Raw genomic sequence first — 17,848 nt, forward strand, 5'->3', positions numbered from 1 at the left:
TTTGAGAACGAAAGCCACGTTTGAGGTGTCCAGTGATATTCGTTCATTGCATAGAAATAGTAATTTAAATCACCTGTATCACTAGAATTAGCTAGTTTTTTACTTCTTCGCGAAGATTATCCACATCCTCTAAATCAAAACCACATAAATCTTGAATTTGGTTGAGTAATTCGGCGTATTCTCCAACTTTTAACATTTTTTTCAAAAGTCCCACTGGATTAGCAATTGAGTTCCAACTCTTCTGTAAATCAGCATTATCAAGTTCGGGAGACACAACACATGTCGCTGCTAACAGATCAACATATTTAGATTGATCCACACTTGACGTAATTTGACGTGTTTGTCTGTCCTTAGTCTTTGTCGTTGCTTGTTTTTGAAGAACTGAGTTTTCATCTTCTGTAATTGATTTAATTACAAATGGTGCTTTAAATCGAGGAAACTTAACCTCCCTTGTTTCCGGTTTTGCATCTACATTTTCCATTAAAAAATCTTTAACATCTGCCAAAATATAATTCCTCCTAAATTTCAAATCCTGTAAATGGTGTTACTAAGTCAACTTCTTCAAACGTAAAGTCTGATTCCCATTCCATTACGCCGTCATCAGCTTCAAAGTCTCCAATAGGAATATCGTCTAAGTTAACTTCGCCTAAGTGAACTGTTTGTTTTCCAGCTCTTGAAGTAGGGTCTTCAATTGACAACGTGATTTCAAAGTATAAATCTTTGCCACCTTGAATGTAAGGTAAAGCATATTTCAACCACGCTGAACTGATTACATACCCACCTAAAGTACCGGTACCTTCGACACTTGTTGTTTTCTTGTGTTTCCATCTACTACCAAGAGTTTGAACATCTTCCTTATTTTTCTCTAACTTCGCTGTAAATTTAGTACCTTCAATCAAAGGAATCACTTTTCTATCTATTGTGATATATAGTTTGGCGTCCTTTGTTGAAATAGTATCTCTACCATTTAAAAAACTACCAATAGTACTTGTTGATTTATCCATACTTAATTGCTCCTCTCTATTCGACAACAATTGTCATATATAATTTTTCCATAGAATCAATTGGTGTTACTGCCAGATTGACTAAGATTGAATCCTTATCGTCACCAGGATCAACCGTTAAATCGGACGAATCAAAATCTGCGATAATACCCGCCTTCATTAGATTAGACATGTATGCAACACGATTAGCCTTAAATAAGTCACGACCAGTTGAATCATTATTGACTTTTCCAATAAACATAGTTTCAAAAATATTTTCAGTATCAGTAGCAATTTGATCAAGCGTTCTGATAATACGATTCTTGCTAAATTCTTTGGGTTTATCATCTGAGTACGTTGTTAACGAATTAATATCTTGTTCAATAACTACTCTTCCACCCCGCTTAGCAGTAAAGACAACCCAACCACTATTCAGTGCTTTAATTGTTAATTCATTATTTAGTGATGGATAGGTGGAGACTGCTCCAGGGTATTCTGAATAGGTTAATGACTTACTTGAGTCGGTTGCTGAAGAAATACCTGCAAAATAACCAGCTGCAGTGGTTGTATCAATTAAAGTTCCATCTTCAAGAATTACTCCATTAGCCACAACTGAAACGCCTTCGTTATCGTAGTCATACCCGCCTTCATACACAGGAACAACTGCACGAACCTTATAACCTTCTTCATCCCTTAAACGTTGAACTGCTGTGGCAATTAATTGATGAATATTGTTCTTAGGTTCAAATCCTGCTGCGGTCACAACATTAAATTGTGCCGTTTCAAGAACATCATTCAATAAATCGGTAATCTCAACTGATTTAGTAGTACCACCAGCCAAATCATAAGTTGTGGAATTGGCCAAAGAATCTAATTTATTAGTAGATGGCTTATCATCAACGCCGGGAACCGTATCAGAAATATTTACCACATCAATGTATTCATTCGATTTCAAACCACTTGCAGTTGTTGTTCTAATGACCTGTTGGTCAACAACTTCTGTACCATAAATCGTTGATACAGTGATTCTTGTAGCATCGTTAGGATCCTTAACCACAGATACATGAATGTCATTACCTTTAGTACCAGGGTACTTTGCTGTAAAAGTCCAAGGTAGAGCATCATTAGCGATTGTTGCTTTATCACCATCATTATTATTTAAAAATAATACGGTTAATGCACCTTTTAGCGTTTCTCTCAATGCTCCAAGTTCAGGAGTATTCAATGGTTCACCAAGCAATGCCTTAAAATCAGAATTAGAGTTCAATTCAATTATTCCTTTTGCTCCCCAGTTAAGAGTTACGTCGCTAACTAAAAGCGTTCTACCTAAGCTAGTATCTGCTTTAGGTTGTGAAGCACCAACCGTATTAATATAAGCGCCAGGACGACGTTTATTCTGTGTTGTCCATGTTCCAGCCATATTTATTTAATTCCTCCTTTAAACTTAATAATTTCTCGATTAGCACTCGCCAACGAATACTTTTTTGAATCATCTAAGACAATCTTCAAAATATCTCTATCCATCGGACTAAAACCTGTGCTATTGATTAAAGACTCTTTGCTATAGCTTTCACTTTCCATTAGCAATTCCTCCTTTAAATTTCATATTCTCCTGTTTAGGGGTGTTATCGACTTCATGAGCACGAATCCATACTTCAAAAGTCATTTGTAAGGTATTGTCATCAGATTGTTTAAAATCTCGATTGCGAATCGTTGCATAGCTTTTTAAAGATGTGAAATTATCTAAAAGAATCTCTTCAACTGACTCCATGTCTTCATTTGGCCTATCAACCTTAGGAAAATAAACAACCTGATAGATATACTTACGATTTTGAATATTAAATAATTCAGGTTTCACACCTGTATCTACTTTTTGTACAAAAAAAGATGGCTCTTCAAAGCCACCTTTACGGTTTTCTCTATTAATTTGAACGTTTGGAAACAACCCAACAAGTTCATTCCCGATAAGTTCAACAATGCTTTCTTTCAATCAAAAAGCCCTCCTAAATCTCTCAAGACAGGTGATAGTAATTGTGGCATTTGAGCATCAACTTCAAACATTGTCTTCATTAGCATATGTTGACCTGGAACCCAACTAGCCTTCAAGCGTTTACCAATGGCCGGAACATATCGACCTGGTGTTTGTCTGTGTCCGTCCTCAACGTACGATGCGTACTCAGTATTATTTTGAAGTTCAATTACGAATACATTGCCTGCATAGGAAGGTCCAACTACAGACCATTGTCTTCTCAAAGTACCTTCTTTAACAGGAGTCATTGATTTAACATTTCTCATAGCTTGAGTACCAACTTTAAGAGCAGTCTTCTCAATCCCTTGTTTTACTAATCCGGAATCAATTTTATTTTTCACCTTACTAGCAAATTCTTGAAATTGAGCATCATCGACTGTTCCCCAAGCCATCATCAATCACTTCCTTAGCTTTCTCATCACGAATCATGGCAACTTCTTGATGACTAACATAGCCACGATATCCCTTACTAGAGCGCTTGTATTCAGTAACATGACCATTTACATCAGTTACAGTAATGTTAGCTCCAGCAGGGATAGAAACTTCATTATCAATCAATAATTTAGCATCATACTGATCAGTTCCAAATTCAGATTGATTACTAGTTTTTTGACCACCCAAAATCACCTTAGCTGGTCGATTCTCGCAAATAGTAACAACCTCATCTTCACTGAAAGGACCATGTTTACCATTCTTAACGCCGGTAATAGTAACTCGGTCATTCCAGACACGTTCAATCACACCATTCATCTTTTTAAATACTGATTTCATCGCTGTACTCTCCTAAAACTATTAAGTTGAGCAATAAAATTATCAGTAATCGAATTAACAGATTGGAGTGTGGAATATACCTCTGCCGGTGTCTTGAACGATACTGAAACATCTCCTTCAGATAAAGAAGAAACACCATCATTTCTATCTTCAATAGGCGTTAATAATTCATGAGTATCAATTACTTGTACACACATAGAAATGATTGTCATATCAAGTTCCTCAGGTATCGAATCAATAGAGATATGAATGTAATTACTAATATCACTAACCACTTTATCAACCACAAAATCAATAACGCTTGAATAATTTTTATCACCATTATTAGGAACTAATACAGCTAACTTAGTTGTAATTTTTTCCTTTCTTGGAAATTCGATCATTTAATCACCCCTAATTCACTGGAACTAAGGCCAACAAATCATCTTTAGCAGTCTTACCAGTATGATCAATGTTATTAGCATCTAACCAAGCTGTTATTTCAGCTATCGTATTTGAACTAGTTGGCTTATTCAGTTTAGGGGTTACGCTTTTGGGGCTTTATCAGCAATAACGAACTCAATTCCCTTAGTTTTAGTCTTCAAAAGTAGTACATCATCATAAGAATCTTCATAGTACAAATAGTTACCACTGTTTTGAGCAGATGGTGCATCAAAGCCAGCAAAGGCATACTTTTCAGGTGCAACTTGAACACCATTGTAAATTAAAAACATCTCAATTTGTTTAGCATCGTCCTCTAGCTTTGAACCAACTGTAAAATCAAATGAAGTTTGCATTAAATCTGATGGAATAACATTGATAATTACATCATCAAGACTATATACAGAACGTTTGATATTAGCTGAATCACTTAAACTAATTGAACGATTAATAGCATCTGCACTCTTTAAAATCTTATTAATTTTAGGTGTGACATACAAAATACGTCCTGATTGTGGAATACGTTGTTCATCAAAGTTAGCCATCATGTTATCAAAAGCCCCTAAGATGTTCTTTTCATCTAACGTATCGGTTGAAATACCGCCATCTGCAGCAGCTACCTTTTCTTTATAGAGTTTACTGAACATGTATCGGTCTTTTTCTGGTAGCTTCTCATCAAGGTTAAATTGCTTAGTGATATTAGCTAGTGAAATAACCATATTAGATTCATCAATATCAGATGGATCAACTAATGTTGACCAATAACGTTCATTCTTCAATTCATATGAATCCCAATCATTGGAATAATTAGAAACAATTTCTGTGATTGTTCTACGGCTTCTATCCTTACGGCCTGAATCGATTGTCAAACGTGGTAGTTTAATATGTTTTGCTCCATCAAATTTAATTAATGAGTTAGATGGTGAATTCCATAATGCAGCTGAAAACAAATGACCATCATAGAAACCTTCTTGAATAGCTTGTTGATATGCTTCAGCATAGTTAATTGTTGACATTGTTTATTACTCTCCTTTAAATATATTAGTTAATGTTTGAACATCATTCTTATCATTGGAACCATTACCGCCAGCAGGGCTGTAGTCTTGATGTTGACCTTCATCGAATAGATAGGCATCTGATTTTTTGAGTGAATCAATTTGATCATTAACACCAATTAATTCGCCTTTATCATTTAATTTGATGTCATCCATATTCAATAATCCTTTAATAGTTTTAGGATTGCGAACCTTAGCGGCAGTTAGGGTTTCATTCAAAGCACTGTTCAATTTAGTTTGACTTAATTGCTCATTAAGATTATTAGTGTCGGTTTTGTATTTATCTTGTAAATCCTTAAGTTGACTAGATAAATCATCATTATCCTTAACCTGTTTTGACAGTGACTTAATATCTTTATCACGCTCGGCCAATTGAGTTTTATAAGATTCATTCTCTTGTTTAATAGCATCAACATCTCCAAATGACTTCTTGGTATTCTCAATATCAACGCCATTAGCCGACATAATCTGATCAATAACCTTGTCTTCTAAGTTCAAACCTTTTAAAAATTCTCGTTTCATAATTAAAAATCCTCTCTCGTTAGATTTACGTGGAACGGCCACATTTGAGGTATAAAAAATAAGCACTTTTACGACTTGCTCAGGTCAATTTGATTTATCCAAAGGATTGATACCAATAACCATATTTTTAACTAACTTCTTAGTATTCTTTTCTGGCTAGCAGTATTTTTGCTTCCATTCATCAAAGCTCATATTCTTAATAGTCTTACCTTTACCAGTTTCAGGATCACGCATCCAACGCTCTCTAACATCAGGAAGTCCTTCAATATGTGGAACGGTTGTACATCGACAATGTGGATGAATCAAAGGATAGTTAATACCTTCCTTTTTTTCAGACATCTTAAATATCTTGCCATCTAAGTGACCACACACATCGCAAGTATGTGATTCCAAGGTAGCCATATATTCATACTCTTCAATACCTGATTCTTCATAAGCCTTTGAAGTAGCTTGTTCAGCAATGTGTCCCATTTCGGTAATAACCAAGCGGTGTATTTGATGTCTACGAATACCTTCAAATCTTTGCTGAAACATCTTAGTAATACGTTGAGGACTATAACCCATGAACGTTCCACGTAACATCACATCAACTAATTGTTTTGGAAGTTCTTCATGATAATTTTTCCAAACACGTTTAGAGAAATCTTCTTTGTGCCAAGGCTGATTAACAATATATTTAATCTGGTCTTCATTAAACCTAGCAAACTCACTGGTTAATTTAGCTTGCTGAATCTGAGTATTAAAAATAGTCGTCATGTAAGTATCTTGAAACTGATCAGTTAACCTATTAGATAAACTGTCCGTTTCATCACTTGCAAAACGACTACTAATTTCTTCAAGCTGCTCTTCTAAATCCTGCAGCCTAGCTATTCTACTTTTAAAATACTCTGAATCTAGTTCTTTAGTGTAACCACCTTTAATAGCCTTACGTTTGAATTCTTCAAGAGTCATGGTCCAATTGGTACTGCCAACAGTACTTAATAATTTTTTGGCAGTGTCTGGATTAATATCATGATTGTCAGCATATTTTGAATACCAGATATTAGCTTCTTGCTCTAACTCGTACTCTAAACCAGATAATCTCGATTTTAAATTACTCTCATAATCGGCAGTATTCTGAAGTTCACGGGCCTTAATCCTAAGATAACGTTTATCCCAATAACTGAGCTTAGTCATCTTCATTACCATTTAGATTATTAAGATTGTCAGGATTAGAATAGCCATCTCGATTAACTTCATCATCACGACGATTCTTCATTTCCTCTTGCCAGTCATCAACGATTGGATTGGCCTTAGCAATAGACTCATCAGATGAATAGTTTGCAACTTGTGAAATAACTTGTGCATCTTCCAAACTATTGTGAATGGCTGTTCGAGTCCATTTTTGGTTAATCTTTCGACCCTCATAGTCCGATACATTTAACCATTGCATAATTGCTCTAACCAACTCATTTAGGCTATCTCTAAAATATGATTCAGTCATTGAGGCCTTGAGTTCCAAGTGACTATATAACATTTTAATAGCTGTACCAGTTGCGTTGTTAGTAGCAAAATCTGTTGGATCAATTCCTTGTGCTTCAACAAATAAATCAGACTTGGTTATATCAAGTAATGAATTCCTAGCTTCAGTTGGAATATCTATCGTTAACTTGTCCAGTCCTGATTTATCACCAGTACCAATGTTATCAAGTTTGATAGCTTTGTATTCTTTCATGGTATCCATCAGCTCACTAATATCTTCTCCACCATAGTTGGTAAGGACAAGGATGACTTGCTGTACATCATCAACATCATTAACAAAACCATTGTAAACATTATCATAAACATCAATTAATCCTTTGTATTTAAACAAATCAGGACGTTCATACTTATTTTTAGGAAACGATATAAAAGGAATTCTACCAAAATGATGTTCAAGAACATTGCTACTCCCTAATTCATCCCCTGTACTAGCATCAAAAATAGGAAAACGATCATTCATTTGCAATAAATTATCATAATTAGAGGTTTCCGATTTAAATACTGTTACTGTTTTATCATTCCAATACTCATGCACACTATAATTCTTGCCAGTATCTGGATTTAATTCTTGATATGTTCTTCGAACTGCCAATAACTTCTTATCCAAATCATTTGAGTAAATTGGTATTACTTGGCCTGGAGGAACAATGCCATATCTGAATTGATTATCTTTATCGATCCAGTAATGAACCCATGCAACGCCAGCATTGGCAGCATCCACAACTAGCTGATTCAGTCTAAGATTAAAATTATCACCTAAAGTAGATTTAATTTTCTCATTCAGAGTATCATTCTCAACATCAATTGCAGGAGGAATAGTTGCTAAGTAGCCAGCCTCCTGATCAACGAGTAATTGATGAAAATTGGAACTAACACGGTTATCAGCCTTTCTCAGTGGCTCGTCTTTACCATTGTCATTCGTCTTGGACTCACCATTATTACGGTTCGTGATGTCATTCTTATTAAAGTAATAGTTCAAAGACTTTTGAAAACTACTGATAAACTCGGTTCTACGTGGATCGGTCAATTGTAATAAGTTCTTCATCTCTTTGACTTCCAAGGTTTAAATCCTCCTTTCCTAATAGTTGATTCAAGTGAATATCTTGTGGCATCCATAGCATGGTCATTACCATCAGGATAGCCAGCCTTAAAGTTTCCATTTGAATCTCTTTCTAATTCATAAGTGCTGAATTCTCTTGCTGCATTCGGGCATTTCTTAGAATCAATGACTATCTCACGTAAATCCTGTAACCATTTATAGCCCTGATCACGGCTACCTGGTCCCTTAATAGCACCATAGACGTTCAATCCCATATCTCTGTATTCAGCAATTGTACCAGGAGACGCTGAATCACCAATCACCTGCTTATTTTCTGGATCAAGTTTCTTAATCAAATCAACAGCATTTCTATTCTTCAACCCAACCTGATAAATTTCATTAAAAATATATAGTCGGTGTCTTGCGACATCAAAAAAGGTCTCGACATATGCTAATGGATCATGAGCAAAACCAAAATCGAGGCCTCTTTTTATATTATCGAATAGTTGATATTCTTCTTTGGTAATTTTTCTTAATGTAATGTTGTTAAAAACTTCTGCACCAGTACCAGTTATTTCACCTAAGTATTCGTGATTAAACGCCTTAGGATTATCCTTCTTCAATTGCTCGGCATCAGCCAAGAATTCTTTTCCTAGCCATTCTTTAGGAACCGACAAGTAATCAGATGAGTGAACTAAAGTATCATCACGAGTGCCTTCTTTAGCCGTTGTCTGATTAACCCAACTATTAAGGCTGGCAGGAGGATTGTACGAATAGAAAGTAATGATATTACTACCACCACGATTTAGAGATTGATTCATTGAACGTATCTCAGCCCAATTTTTAAATTCATCAGTTTCTTCATAATGTTTAAACTTTGTATAACCATGTCTAAACTTTTGCGATTTAATCTTTCTTGGCTTATCTGCACCTTTAAATCGGATTTGTTGTCCTGTAGGAATATAGGTCAACGTCATAGGACTAACTGACTCTTTCCAATACTCTTCAACTCCCAAAGCATCGATTGCCCAAAGATACTGATCATAAACTGAATCACGCAAAGTATTTGCAACCTTTCTGAGTACAACTGCGTTAGCTTCTGGATCTCGCATGATTCCAAGCACAACTTCAATTGATACGAAACTAGATTTAGTTGAACCACGTCCACCTTTAAGCCAATAATTTGAATGTCTACGATTCTTGATATCTACATGAAGTTGTCTGAACGATGGTGCAATTTTACTTTTCAACGTTACCTTTTGGACCATCTTCATCATCTCCCTCAACGTCATCTATAATTTGAACAGCATTATTATCATTTTTATCTTTGCGTGTATCCATCAGCTTAGCTAAACTATCTAATGCCTTTCGCTTATCATAAAGTTTGACCACTAATCCATCTTTACCTCGATGTAACTCTTGTACTAATGACCAATCAATCTGATCACTTGGCTTCAGGAATATATCAGCAACATGTTTTTCAACCGGATTATCTTCGGTATCTAAAAATACATTGCCCTCATTATCCATAACCAACTCTTTATGAACCTTGTAATCTAGGACATCACCCAAACTGGCAAATGCCTGTTTCTTGTATTCACTAATAATATCTTCAATAGTCAAATATGTTTCTGAATGCAGCTGTTTCTTAATAGTAGCCAATTGTTGCTGGATACTAACATTTACTAACAATCGTGAACCACTAGCATTAGCAACATCATAAGTACATTCATAAACTTTCTGATATGCCCAAGTTGCATTAAATCGTTGTAAATAGTACAAACAGAACAGTTTTTGCTTATCATTAAGCTCACCATTTGCCTCTAATTCATCAACGATTTTTGGTGCAACCTTTTTGGATTTAGGGTGCACACTTTTTTTAGTTGGTGCACCTCTTGCCCACCCATGTCTACTTTTCCAAGATTTAACTGTATTAACCGAAACATCATACTTAGTAGCAATATCCTTGTACTTCATTCCAGCTAAATAATCTTTTTCAGCTTCTTCCCATTTTTTCATTACATGGCACCTACCTCCTTCTAAAATTATTTATTTAATTTCTAACTGTTTTTGGTCTGTTAAGGTACTTCTTTTTTTGTTTCTTTTCATCTCTAGCAATGTCGCCAATTATCTTGGCTTCTTGAGCAGTCATGTAACCAGCCTTTGTGTGAATCATCTTAGCCATCATTAACTACTTCCCAATCGTTGCTAAATAGTTCAATATTCGTTTCTTTCCAAGGGACACGTCCAAATCTTGATTCAACGTATAAATACGGTGCTGTCATTTTACTGTGCTCATCCGGATACTGAGCCTTAATAGATACATCCTTATTCCATTGTGGTAATCGCATTGCCTTGCCATGTTTAACTTCTTCAAATGCTTTACTAAATGTCATATTTTCTCCTCCAAAATAAAAAGACCAGTCATAATTGACTGATCTCCGCAATGGTCTCCGTAGAGATACCACCACTAGTATTTAAATGTGGGTAGTAGGAATCGAACCTACAATATTAGATAGATGAATTTGTAGAGTGTATTTATGAAGGGAATTTCATGACTAAAGTTGTTGTATATTTATCTAATATTTGACCAACACCCACGTATAGAATCGCCGTTATCATAAGCGATTCAATGTCTTTGCTGGCATAGCTTTTACCATACCACCATGCTGCCTTTATCATCAGCAGCAATATAGCGTTGTTTGTTTCTTGTATATCAAGGGGATCAAAATGTAAAAAGCTCCTTTTTATAACTCGGTAGAGTAACCGAGGTTGTAATCACATTCGATTGGAGTTCAAACCTCTTTTCTATTTTTTATTTTCACTTGAAAAAGGTATTTCTCCTTTTTCAAAATTTTAGTACGATACCAATATACGTCACCAGTCATACGGAATTCATACGCAATCTATGCGATTTGATTCGCGATATTAACGCTAGTTGAACGCTATTTGACCTTTTTTGAAACTATCTGGATAAATATGTAAGTCTTCGAACTCTTGGAATGCGTCCGCAAAATACAATAAAGCTTTCTTCTTCAGATCATTAAGCTTCGTAGTTGAGCAACCAATGCCATCGCACAATGTGTAATTATCCTGATGGTTAATAAACCCATTTTTAATGATGATTTTGTATTCCCTTGGGAAGTTGCTGATCAACCTCATCGTTAATGCAACGTATTCCTTAGCACTAATCTTGCCGACAATCTTATCTTCTTGGCTATTTCTTACACTCGTTCCACCTCCCATACTGTCAAAACTTGGGGATTGAATATAATTCAAATTAATATGAGACTGTGCCACCAAACGTGGAAAGTCATGTTCAAAATAATATCTAACGTTTTCGATTGTTTCTTCCTCATTGATTTCTGGTAGTAGTCCCATCCTGATCAATCCCCTTTTGTGATATAATTGATTTGCTGGAACCAATTAATTAGCTGCTCACTTTGTGGGTGGCTTTTTTATTTAATTCTTTTTATGAAAGACCTATCATTTTTGCTTCATTCATTAGTCTTCTACCATTTCTAACATTGGTTCATAAGCTGGGTTAATTGCTAACCACCACTTTTGGGTATTTTTATATGGTATCGCTACTTCAAGTTGCCTCCAGAATAAGCCACACTTTTTCACACTGTAATAAATACACTGGTCTGTAACTTTATCATGAACAACATATTTCTTCTCTGGAAAAATAGCAGTTCCCATTACCACATTATTAATGTCTGCCATAAAATTAAATTCGTCTTCATGTCCAATTGCAAAATATTTTGCCCGCAAGTTTCTGAGTGGATCATCACAACCTGCTACTATGATTATCTGGTGTATTGCATTTATAGGACTCTTGTAATCTTTCCTGAGTCTTCTTAACTCCTTTAGTTCTTCTTCCGTGTAATCTAGTTTTAATTTATATTTCATCGTTATCCTCCAATTTATCGATAATCTAAATAGCTATGTCGCTATAATCAGGCTCTTTAATCATTTTTAACCTCCTTACTTTTTATTAATTATCGTCATTGCTACTAGCATGAATCCCCATTTGACGGTTTGCATTAAGTCTCTTGCATAAAACATTGCAAATGTAAGAGATACAAATATTATTAAGTCTTTAATTGCATATAATATTACTTCTTGTTTTTCGGTCATTTCTCCACCTTGTAACCGTATCTAATTGCATCAATACATTTTGAAATTCTATCTAAATCCTCTATTGAATTACTTTCTACAAACCAGTCTTTTAGACTTAATTCGGATTCGTCATAGATACTAGCATCTACAGTTAATAAAGTATTAAAAGCTATGGCAAGAGTTTTTCTAGTGTTTGGTCCACCATATGATTCAATTACATCTTTATACCAGTCATCAAACACCTTAGGCATCTTAACTTTTGAATTAACCTCTTTTTGAATATCCTTAGCGATGTCATTGATATCTGATATCGAATTGATGAGGTCTTCAATACTTGGCCAAGATGATGGATCGTATGCTGCTTCATATACGTCATGAATCTCATCTAATTTGTCTAATACTTTTTGTTTATTCATCTATATCTACCTCATCAGCAGGCACAGCGAATGGCACGTATCTTTTATCAATATCTTTAATTTCGTCCATAGTAAATTGAGTTTGAAACAGATTAAATTCGGTATCAATACCAGATACGGTACATATGTCTGAATCAATATATTTATTAAGAAATCCGTTTTTTTGATTAATTAATTGCACGTAATACTTTCTTTCAGGAAATTCTGCATAACCTCTCAAATAATCAGCAAGATCATACAATATTTGTTTTTCTCCATTTGGCCGTGCGTCCCTAATTTTCTTGGATAAGTTTGGATATCTATCGTTAAATGTTGAATCTAAGAAGTCGGTAACTGGAACTAACGCTCCAATTATTTCAAGTTCTTCTTGTTCCTTAGTTGTATAGTCTTTCAATTCTCTAACTGTCATTGTTACCCTCCTAAAATCAAGCATGTTTCTCAAATTCGTGATTGATATATGCTCTTGAGATAATTTCATTTTTATCGCAATCTTTTAATTCTCTCGATGCCTCTCTAAAGTCATCGGGCATCTTGTCATAGTGTTTGTGAATATAGACGACCATTTTAATAATCGAATAGCATTGATCCTTAAACAGATCATCTATTTTAGCCGTGTAAATCTGTTTGTAATTCATCGGAATCCCTCCCATCAAAGTAAGGACAATGATATGTTCTTTAGCATTTTTTCATTTGCTTCCCTACACGTCTTCTTATTTATCTCAAATCCAAATGATTCCCGTTCCAGTTCGGCAGCAGCCAATAACGTTGATCCACTACCAGCAACAGGATCAATCACGACATCATTTTTATCTGTAAATATTCTGATCAATCTTTTCAAAACTGGAATGGGCTTTTGTGTCGGGTGTATCTTGGGATAACTATTATCGACTTCCCATTCGAACCAATTCTTGACCATCAACCCATCGTTATTAAATTTTGGTAACTTATCCCTATATAAGACAAGCGCATACTCTGATGCACCTACTATCCGCATGTTAGCTTTCAACACTTGTGCTGATGTCTTCTTAACGAATGTGATCGGAATATAATGTTCAAATCCATATCTTTTTGCATATTTGATAACCATTTCTTGTTGTTGAAAGGAACAGAATACAATCATTGCCGGAGCCTTTCCTGACTGTTTCGGCTCTTTGACTAACATATGGCTACAGAAATGAAAGAACTCGGCTATATTGAAATTAACGTCTGTATCAAAGAATGTAGCGTTCGCCTTATCACTTTCACCATTCTTGTTATCGCCATCGACATACCACACGGGGTTGGATGCATAAGCGTTATTAGCAAGATTATATGGAATATCCGCGATCACTAATTGAGCTTTTGGAATTCCATACCTTTTATAATTCTGGAAATTGTCATTAAATAACTCACATTTATTCATGTCTTACTCCTAATTAGAATGGCAAATCGTCATCCGAAATATCTATTGGTTTACTGTTATCAGCAAATGGATCGGCATTCTTATTTGCTGTAGGTGTTTTCGACTTTTCTGCTGGTTTATTTCTGGAACTGTTGGTATCAGTGTTATTTTTCTGCTGGTTCTCTGACTTAGACTCCAAAAATGAAAAACTGCTGCATACAACCTCAGTCACAAATACACGTGTACCCTGCCGATTCTCATAAGAACGTGTTTGTAAACGTCCCTCAACGCCAATCAATGAACCTTTACTCGTGTTGTTGGCTAATGCCTCAGCACCACGCCAGATAACACAATCAATAAAGTCGGCTTCTCGTTCACCGTTTGAGTTGGTGTATTGCCTGTTAACTGCCAGCTTGAAGCTTGCTACCGGTTTATTGCTTGATGTGTATCTAAGTTCTGGATCACGTGTCAGGCGTCCTGTTAACGCTACGGTGTTAATCATGCTTGAACCTCCTGATTAACATCTAAGAACTTCTTAATAAAGTATTTTTGTCCCTTAGTCGTAACAAGCGTTGTAAAACTAACTGTTGGGTTTGTGTATCGATGGATCACTGGCGTTTCTCTAACCTCGAATACTCCTAAATTAACGGCTTTTTGAGTTGGCGTATAACCGTTGTGCTGCTTAATCAAATAACCTTTTTCAACTAGCCATCTAAACAGTTCTTTTTGACCAATAGCGATACCATTCTTGAAAAGTAATTTTGCTAAATCCCTAATCAGAATGGTGTCATCACTTTTTGAAATCTGATCAGCAAATTGTGCTTTTGGGGTCAATTCTGAAATTCGAATATCTTTCTGCTTGAGCTGTTCGCCTGCTTGCATTAATAGATCAGCAAGTGAATCAGGATTATGAGTTATGTCATAGGCTTTCTGATCAGTCATGTAAGCCCCGTGCTTACGTATTGACGGTAGAACTTCTGATGTAACCCAATGCTTGAATTCTTTTGAAGCTGGTAATTTACTAGAAAGAATTAAACTATATAATCCAGACTCGTTAATGACTGTTTTATAAGGATTTCCAGAGGTACCGTCGGGTATCACGACGGTATTTTTATCTCCATCATCAACATGACGTTTTAGTGCATCTCTACCATTTGAATATCCGAGTGCTTTAGTAATATCAATTCCGATAAAACTTGGTTCTCCATCAAGCAAAATTGTTCGTACATTGTTTCCTTTAAAATTAAATTCCTGTAAGTTATTCATTTTTTCCACTCCTCGATTAGTATTTCAGTACGTGGGTGCTCATCATAATTTTTTTCAGTATCATGTTTCCAAATTTGCCCGTCATCAAACCAGGCCTTTGCTAATCCATCAAAAACAGCTTTCTCATAGTTATCCAAGTCGGGCTTCACAGTCGGCTTTACCTCATGGTTAGCACGTCTCTTATACTCTGCTTTGGATAATCCTTTTTGGATTCTTCTGTAAAAACGTATGTGTGCAACGAGAGGAGCACCTTTTTTAAAAAGCTGTTTGTTATGGTACTTATCCCAGTACAATACTTTGATTTCATTTTTGTAAATCCGATATTTTTTATCTGTATATGCTCTCTTTTTGCCACCAAATGAGCTAAAACGAGGACGTGAGGCAGGTACTGGTTCACCGTCAATCACTAATTTCAGTTGATTAGTCAAGTTGCACGTCCAAAATATGTGGATTAGCATCAACAAGCTTTTTATCAATACTTCTTTGAATATGATTAATCAACGAAGCAGCTAAAATGATATCTTTATTAAGTTTTATATCGCCTTGATAAATTGAGCATTCATCGTCTAAGGCTGTTAGATTCTCAAGAGTGCCATATAATTGGCTATAAGCTGATTCAACAACATCACTGGCAACAATCAATGTTTGATTCAAGTTATCGATGCTGTCACGTGAATAGCTTCGACTTGTGGGAAGCAGAAGCATTTTTAGCTCCGGTGTTAATTCCATATTTTTTTGTTTTAGCATTTTAATATCTCCTAATTATTTCTCATATCGTTACCGCTAAACCTGATTGTGTTAGCGGCTTTTTTTGTCATTAAGCGACTAATAATTTTTGGATCGTATAATTGCTGTAGCTCACGTCCTGTATTGTTCGTAGTTATAATATTTGTTTTATTTTTTCGATAATCAGCAAACCTAAAAAGTATTCGCTGAGCATAGTTAGTTGCTTCGTTCGTTTCGGATCTTAGCGATGATTCACTGCCCAAGTCGTCAATAACAAGCACGTCACAGTTCTTAACACACTCTTCCACCTTGTAGTTATCACGTTTTAAAAACTCGTCCTTAAATGCCATTTGAGAATTATTGACGAACATTGCAAAACTCAAGAAATAACATGATAGTGAGGTATCTTGACTGTTCAAACCATTCAAAATGATAATAGCTAACATAGATTTACCAAGTCCTGGCTCACCAGTGAAAAGAAAGTTGCCCGTTTCACCGACATAGATCCTATTAGCAATATTCTTAGCCTGTTTAAGCTCACTTGCTTGATTAGGTGTATCAGTCCTAAAATCTGCAAAATTGTATTGTAGGTCGCTGAAATCACTCACTAAAGAGCTTCTAAATATTCCCTCACGCTTAACTTGGATATTTTTTTTAGTGAATTCGATAGATCGTTGCTGTTCTCGTTTATCACGCTCAGAAATAACTTTTTTGAAGTCAATTCCTAAATAGTCAACACCGTGTTTTAAGGCTATTTCACGGGAAACTTTATCCAATCCAAACATTGATTCCATAGCTACCCCCTAGTACGGCAAGTCATAGAGTGGTTTTCTACCACCCTTGTTGCCATTAAAATTATTTGGTGCGTCTGCTTTATCTATCAACTTGCCAAACTGCTTTCTAAGTTTTGAAGCAGATAAGATATTGTTCTGCCAGAAACTGTCTTGTTGACACCATTCAATAATTCGCTTGATATCGTCGTAAGAACGTGCATCACGTTCGTGCATTAGTCTGATGTCATTAGCCCATTTCTGTGTATCAGGTGGGTTCTTAGAATCAGTCGGATAGATACTAGAGTTACGTTCACGGATCTTAGTTAGCAAGTAATTGGCTAGTTTCAAGTTAAGGTCGTCCGGCTCGTAAACACGCTTTGCGGGTGTCGAGTCGTGACTATCTTTATTAGTTTTGTTTATGTTTCTGTCTTGTTTAATTAATGTGCTACTGTTATGTGTACCCTTATGTGTACTGTTATGTGTACTGTTATGTGTACTCCTATGTTCACTATTATGTGTACTATCTTCGTTATAAAGTACACATATCTTATAAGACGTGGCTTTACGATTGCCATTACTCTCAAAATCGACTAGTCCAAGTTGTTTAAGAACATTCCTGTTCTTATTGATACCTGACCGGCTCAATCCCGAAAGTGTTTCAAGCGTTTGATTAGCAGCAGTAAACCATTCTATCCATGAACATTTATTGTTTATCTGCAAAAGTGCGTAGTATAAAGCAATTTGCCCACTGGATAACTCGGTTTCAAACATTTGATAATCTCTAAACGCCTGTAACTGTTTTAGGTAATTCATAAAGTCACCTC

At 35.6% G+C, this 17,848-nt stretch carries 29 protein-coding genes; all 29 read right to left on the reverse strand.

The window, feature by feature from the left end:
- Positions 1-91: 91 nt before the first annotated feature.
- Positions 92-505, reverse strand: coding sequence for a phage tail assembly chaperone (locus tag AC27FM_RS04710; RefSeq protein ID WP_487086331.1), 414 nt, complete (start codon positions 503-505; stop codon positions 92-94).
- A 13-nt stretch (positions 506-518) separates the two neighbouring features.
- Positions 519-1,004 carry a phage tail tube protein gene (locus tag AC27FM_RS04715; protein ID WP_487086332.1) on the reverse strand — a complete coding sequence of 162 codons (486 nt, stop codon included), beginning with the start codon at positions 1,002-1,004 and terminating at the stop codon, positions 519-521.
- 16 nt (positions 1,005-1,020) lie between these two features.
- A complete protein-coding gene (locus AC27FM_RS04720) occupies positions 1,021-2,403 on the reverse strand; it encodes a phage tail sheath family protein (protein WP_487086333.1) in 1,383 nt (460 codons plus the stop codon).
- A gap of 2 nt (positions 2,404-2,405) precedes the next feature.
- The gene (locus AC27FM_RS04725) at positions 2,406-2,564 is read right to left on the reverse strand and encodes a hypothetical protein (protein WP_487086334.1); all 159 of its coding nucleotides are present in this window, start codon (positions 2,562-2,564) and stop codon (positions 2,406-2,408) included.
- Positions 2,554-2,973, reverse strand: coding sequence for a phage tail terminator family protein (locus AC27FM_RS04730; RefSeq protein ID WP_487086335.1), 420 nt, complete (start codon positions 2,971-2,973; stop codon positions 2,554-2,556). Before AC27FM_RS04730 ends, AC27FM_RS04725 begins: the two co-directional genes overlap by 11 nt.
- Entirely contained in the window at positions 2,970-3,404 is a 435-nt protein-coding gene (locus tag AC27FM_RS04735) for an HK97 gp10 family phage protein (protein ID WP_487086336.1), read from the reverse strand. The genes AC27FM_RS04730 and AC27FM_RS04735 overlap by 4 nt, the downstream gene beginning before the upstream one ends.
- Positions 3,382-3,783 carry a hypothetical protein gene (locus AC27FM_RS04740; protein WP_487086337.1) on the reverse strand — a complete coding sequence of 134 codons (402 nt, stop codon included), beginning with the start codon at positions 3,781-3,783 and terminating at the stop codon, positions 3,382-3,384. The genes AC27FM_RS04735 and AC27FM_RS04740 overlap by 23 nt, the downstream gene beginning before the upstream one ends.
- Entirely contained in the window at positions 3,780-4,166 is a 387-nt protein-coding gene (locus AC27FM_RS04745; RefSeq protein ID WP_487086338.1) for a head-tail connector protein, read from the reverse strand. Before AC27FM_RS04745 ends, AC27FM_RS04740 begins: the two co-directional genes overlap by 4 nt.
- A 141-nt stretch (positions 4,167-4,307) precedes the next feature.
- Positions 4,308-5,219, reverse strand: coding sequence for a capsid protein (locus AC27FM_RS04750; protein ID WP_487086339.1), 912 nt, complete (start codon positions 5,217-5,219; stop codon positions 4,308-4,310).
- Between the two features lie 6 nt (positions 5,220-5,225).
- Complete coding sequence (locus AC27FM_RS04755) at positions 5,226-5,780, reverse strand: phage scaffolding protein (RefSeq protein ID WP_487086340.1); 555 nt, start codon at positions 5,778-5,780, stop codon at positions 5,226-5,228.
- Positions 5,781-5,936: 156 nt separating this feature from the next.
- The gene (locus AC27FM_RS04760) at positions 5,937-6,956 is read right to left on the reverse strand and encodes a minor capsid protein (RefSeq protein WP_487086341.1); all 1,020 of its coding nucleotides are present in this window, start codon (positions 6,954-6,956) and stop codon (positions 5,937-5,939) included.
- Positions 6,949-8,361 carry a phage portal protein gene (locus AC27FM_RS04765; protein WP_487086342.1) on the reverse strand — a complete coding sequence of 471 codons (1,413 nt, stop codon included), beginning with the start codon at positions 8,359-8,361 and terminating at the stop codon, positions 6,949-6,951. Before AC27FM_RS04765 ends, AC27FM_RS04760 begins: the two co-directional genes overlap by 8 nt.
- A complete protein-coding gene (locus AC27FM_RS04770) occupies positions 8,343-9,608 on the reverse strand; it encodes a PBSX family phage terminase large subunit (RefSeq protein WP_487086343.1) in 1,266 nt (421 codons plus the stop codon). The genes AC27FM_RS04765 and AC27FM_RS04770 overlap by 19 nt, the downstream gene beginning before the upstream one ends.
- Positions 9,580-10,359, reverse strand: a complete 780-nt coding sequence (locus AC27FM_RS04775) for a terminase small subunit (RefSeq protein WP_487086345.1) — start codon at positions 10,357-10,359, stop codon at positions 9,580-9,582. The genes AC27FM_RS04770 and AC27FM_RS04775 overlap by 29 nt, the downstream gene beginning before the upstream one ends.
- 34 nt (positions 10,360-10,393) lie before the next feature.
- Positions 10,394-10,528 carry a hypothetical protein gene (locus tag AC27FM_RS04780; protein ID WP_487086346.1) on the reverse strand — a complete coding sequence of 45 codons (135 nt, stop codon included), beginning with the start codon at positions 10,526-10,528 and terminating at the stop codon, positions 10,394-10,396.
- Positions 10,518-10,736, reverse strand: a complete 219-nt coding sequence (locus tag AC27FM_RS04785) for a Thoeris anti-defense Tad2 family protein (RefSeq protein WP_010019138.1) — start codon at positions 10,734-10,736, stop codon at positions 10,518-10,520. The genes AC27FM_RS04780 and AC27FM_RS04785 overlap by 11 nt, the downstream gene beginning before the upstream one ends.
- Before the next feature lie 538 nt (positions 10,737-11,274).
- Complete coding sequence (locus AC27FM_RS04790) at positions 11,275-11,721, reverse strand: ArpU family phage packaging/lysis transcriptional regulator (RefSeq protein ID WP_125588576.1); 447 nt, start codon at positions 11,719-11,721, stop codon at positions 11,275-11,277.
- A 123-nt stretch (positions 11,722-11,844) separates the two neighbouring features.
- Positions 11,845-12,252, reverse strand: a complete 408-nt coding sequence (locus AC27FM_RS04795; RefSeq protein ID WP_487086347.1) for a hypothetical protein — start codon at positions 12,250-12,252, stop codon at positions 11,845-11,847.
- A gap of 75 nt (positions 12,253-12,327) precedes the next feature.
- Positions 12,328-12,480, reverse strand: a complete 153-nt coding sequence (locus AC27FM_RS04800; protein WP_487086348.1) for a hypothetical protein — start codon at positions 12,478-12,480, stop codon at positions 12,328-12,330.
- The gene (locus AC27FM_RS04805) at positions 12,477-12,878 is read right to left on the reverse strand and encodes a hypothetical protein (protein WP_487086349.1); all 402 of its coding nucleotides are present in this window, start codon (positions 12,876-12,878) and stop codon (positions 12,477-12,479) included. Before AC27FM_RS04805 ends, AC27FM_RS04800 begins: the two co-directional genes overlap by 4 nt.
- Positions 12,871-13,287: a hypothetical protein gene (locus tag AC27FM_RS04810; RefSeq protein ID WP_487086350.1), complete on the reverse strand. Its 417-nt coding sequence runs from the start codon at positions 13,285-13,287 to the stop codon at positions 12,871-12,873. The genes AC27FM_RS04805 and AC27FM_RS04810 overlap by 8 nt, the downstream gene beginning before the upstream one ends.
- Before the next feature lie 16 nt (positions 13,288-13,303).
- On the reverse strand, positions 13,304-13,513 hold the full coding sequence (locus tag AC27FM_RS04815; protein WP_464237760.1) for a hypothetical protein: 210 nt from the start codon (positions 13,511-13,513) through the stop codon (positions 13,304-13,306).
- Positions 13,514-13,527: 14 nt separating this feature from the next.
- Positions 13,528-14,280 (reverse strand): DNA-methyltransferase, encoded by a 753-nt coding sequence (locus AC27FM_RS04820; RefSeq protein WP_487086352.1) that lies wholly within the window; start codon positions 14,278-14,280, stop codon positions 13,528-13,530.
- A gap of 13 nt (positions 14,281-14,293) precedes the next feature.
- Positions 14,294-14,761, reverse strand: a complete 468-nt coding sequence (gene ssb / locus AC27FM_RS04825) for a single-stranded DNA-binding protein (RefSeq protein ID WP_487086353.1) — start codon at positions 14,759-14,761, stop codon at positions 14,294-14,296.
- The gene (locus AC27FM_RS04830; protein WP_487086354.1) at positions 14,758-15,525 is read right to left on the reverse strand and encodes a phage antirepressor KilAC domain-containing protein; all 768 of its coding nucleotides are present in this window, start codon (positions 15,523-15,525) and stop codon (positions 14,758-14,760) included. Before AC27FM_RS04830 ends, ssb begins: the two co-directional genes overlap by 4 nt.
- Entirely contained in the window at positions 15,522-15,953 is a 432-nt protein-coding gene (locus AC27FM_RS04835; protein ID WP_487086355.1) for a RusA family crossover junction endodeoxyribonuclease, read from the reverse strand. Before AC27FM_RS04835 ends, AC27FM_RS04830 begins: the two co-directional genes overlap by 4 nt.
- Entirely contained in the window at positions 15,946-16,272 is a 327-nt protein-coding gene (locus tag AC27FM_RS04840; RefSeq protein WP_487086356.1) for a hypothetical protein, read from the reverse strand. Before AC27FM_RS04840 ends, AC27FM_RS04835 begins: the two co-directional genes overlap by 8 nt.
- Before the next feature lie 11 nt (positions 16,273-16,283).
- Positions 16,284-17,045 (reverse strand): AAA family ATPase, encoded by a 762-nt coding sequence (locus tag AC27FM_RS04845; RefSeq protein WP_487086357.1) that lies wholly within the window; start codon positions 17,043-17,045, stop codon positions 16,284-16,286.
- Between the two features lie 9 nt (positions 17,046-17,054).
- Positions 17,055-17,837, reverse strand: a complete 783-nt coding sequence (locus AC27FM_RS04850) for a DNA replication protein DnaD (RefSeq protein ID WP_487086358.1) — start codon at positions 17,835-17,837, stop codon at positions 17,055-17,057.
- Between the last annotated feature and the right edge of the window lie 11 nt (positions 17,838-17,848).

Source organism: Companilactobacillus sp. y65-5 (genome assembly GCF_057541095.1).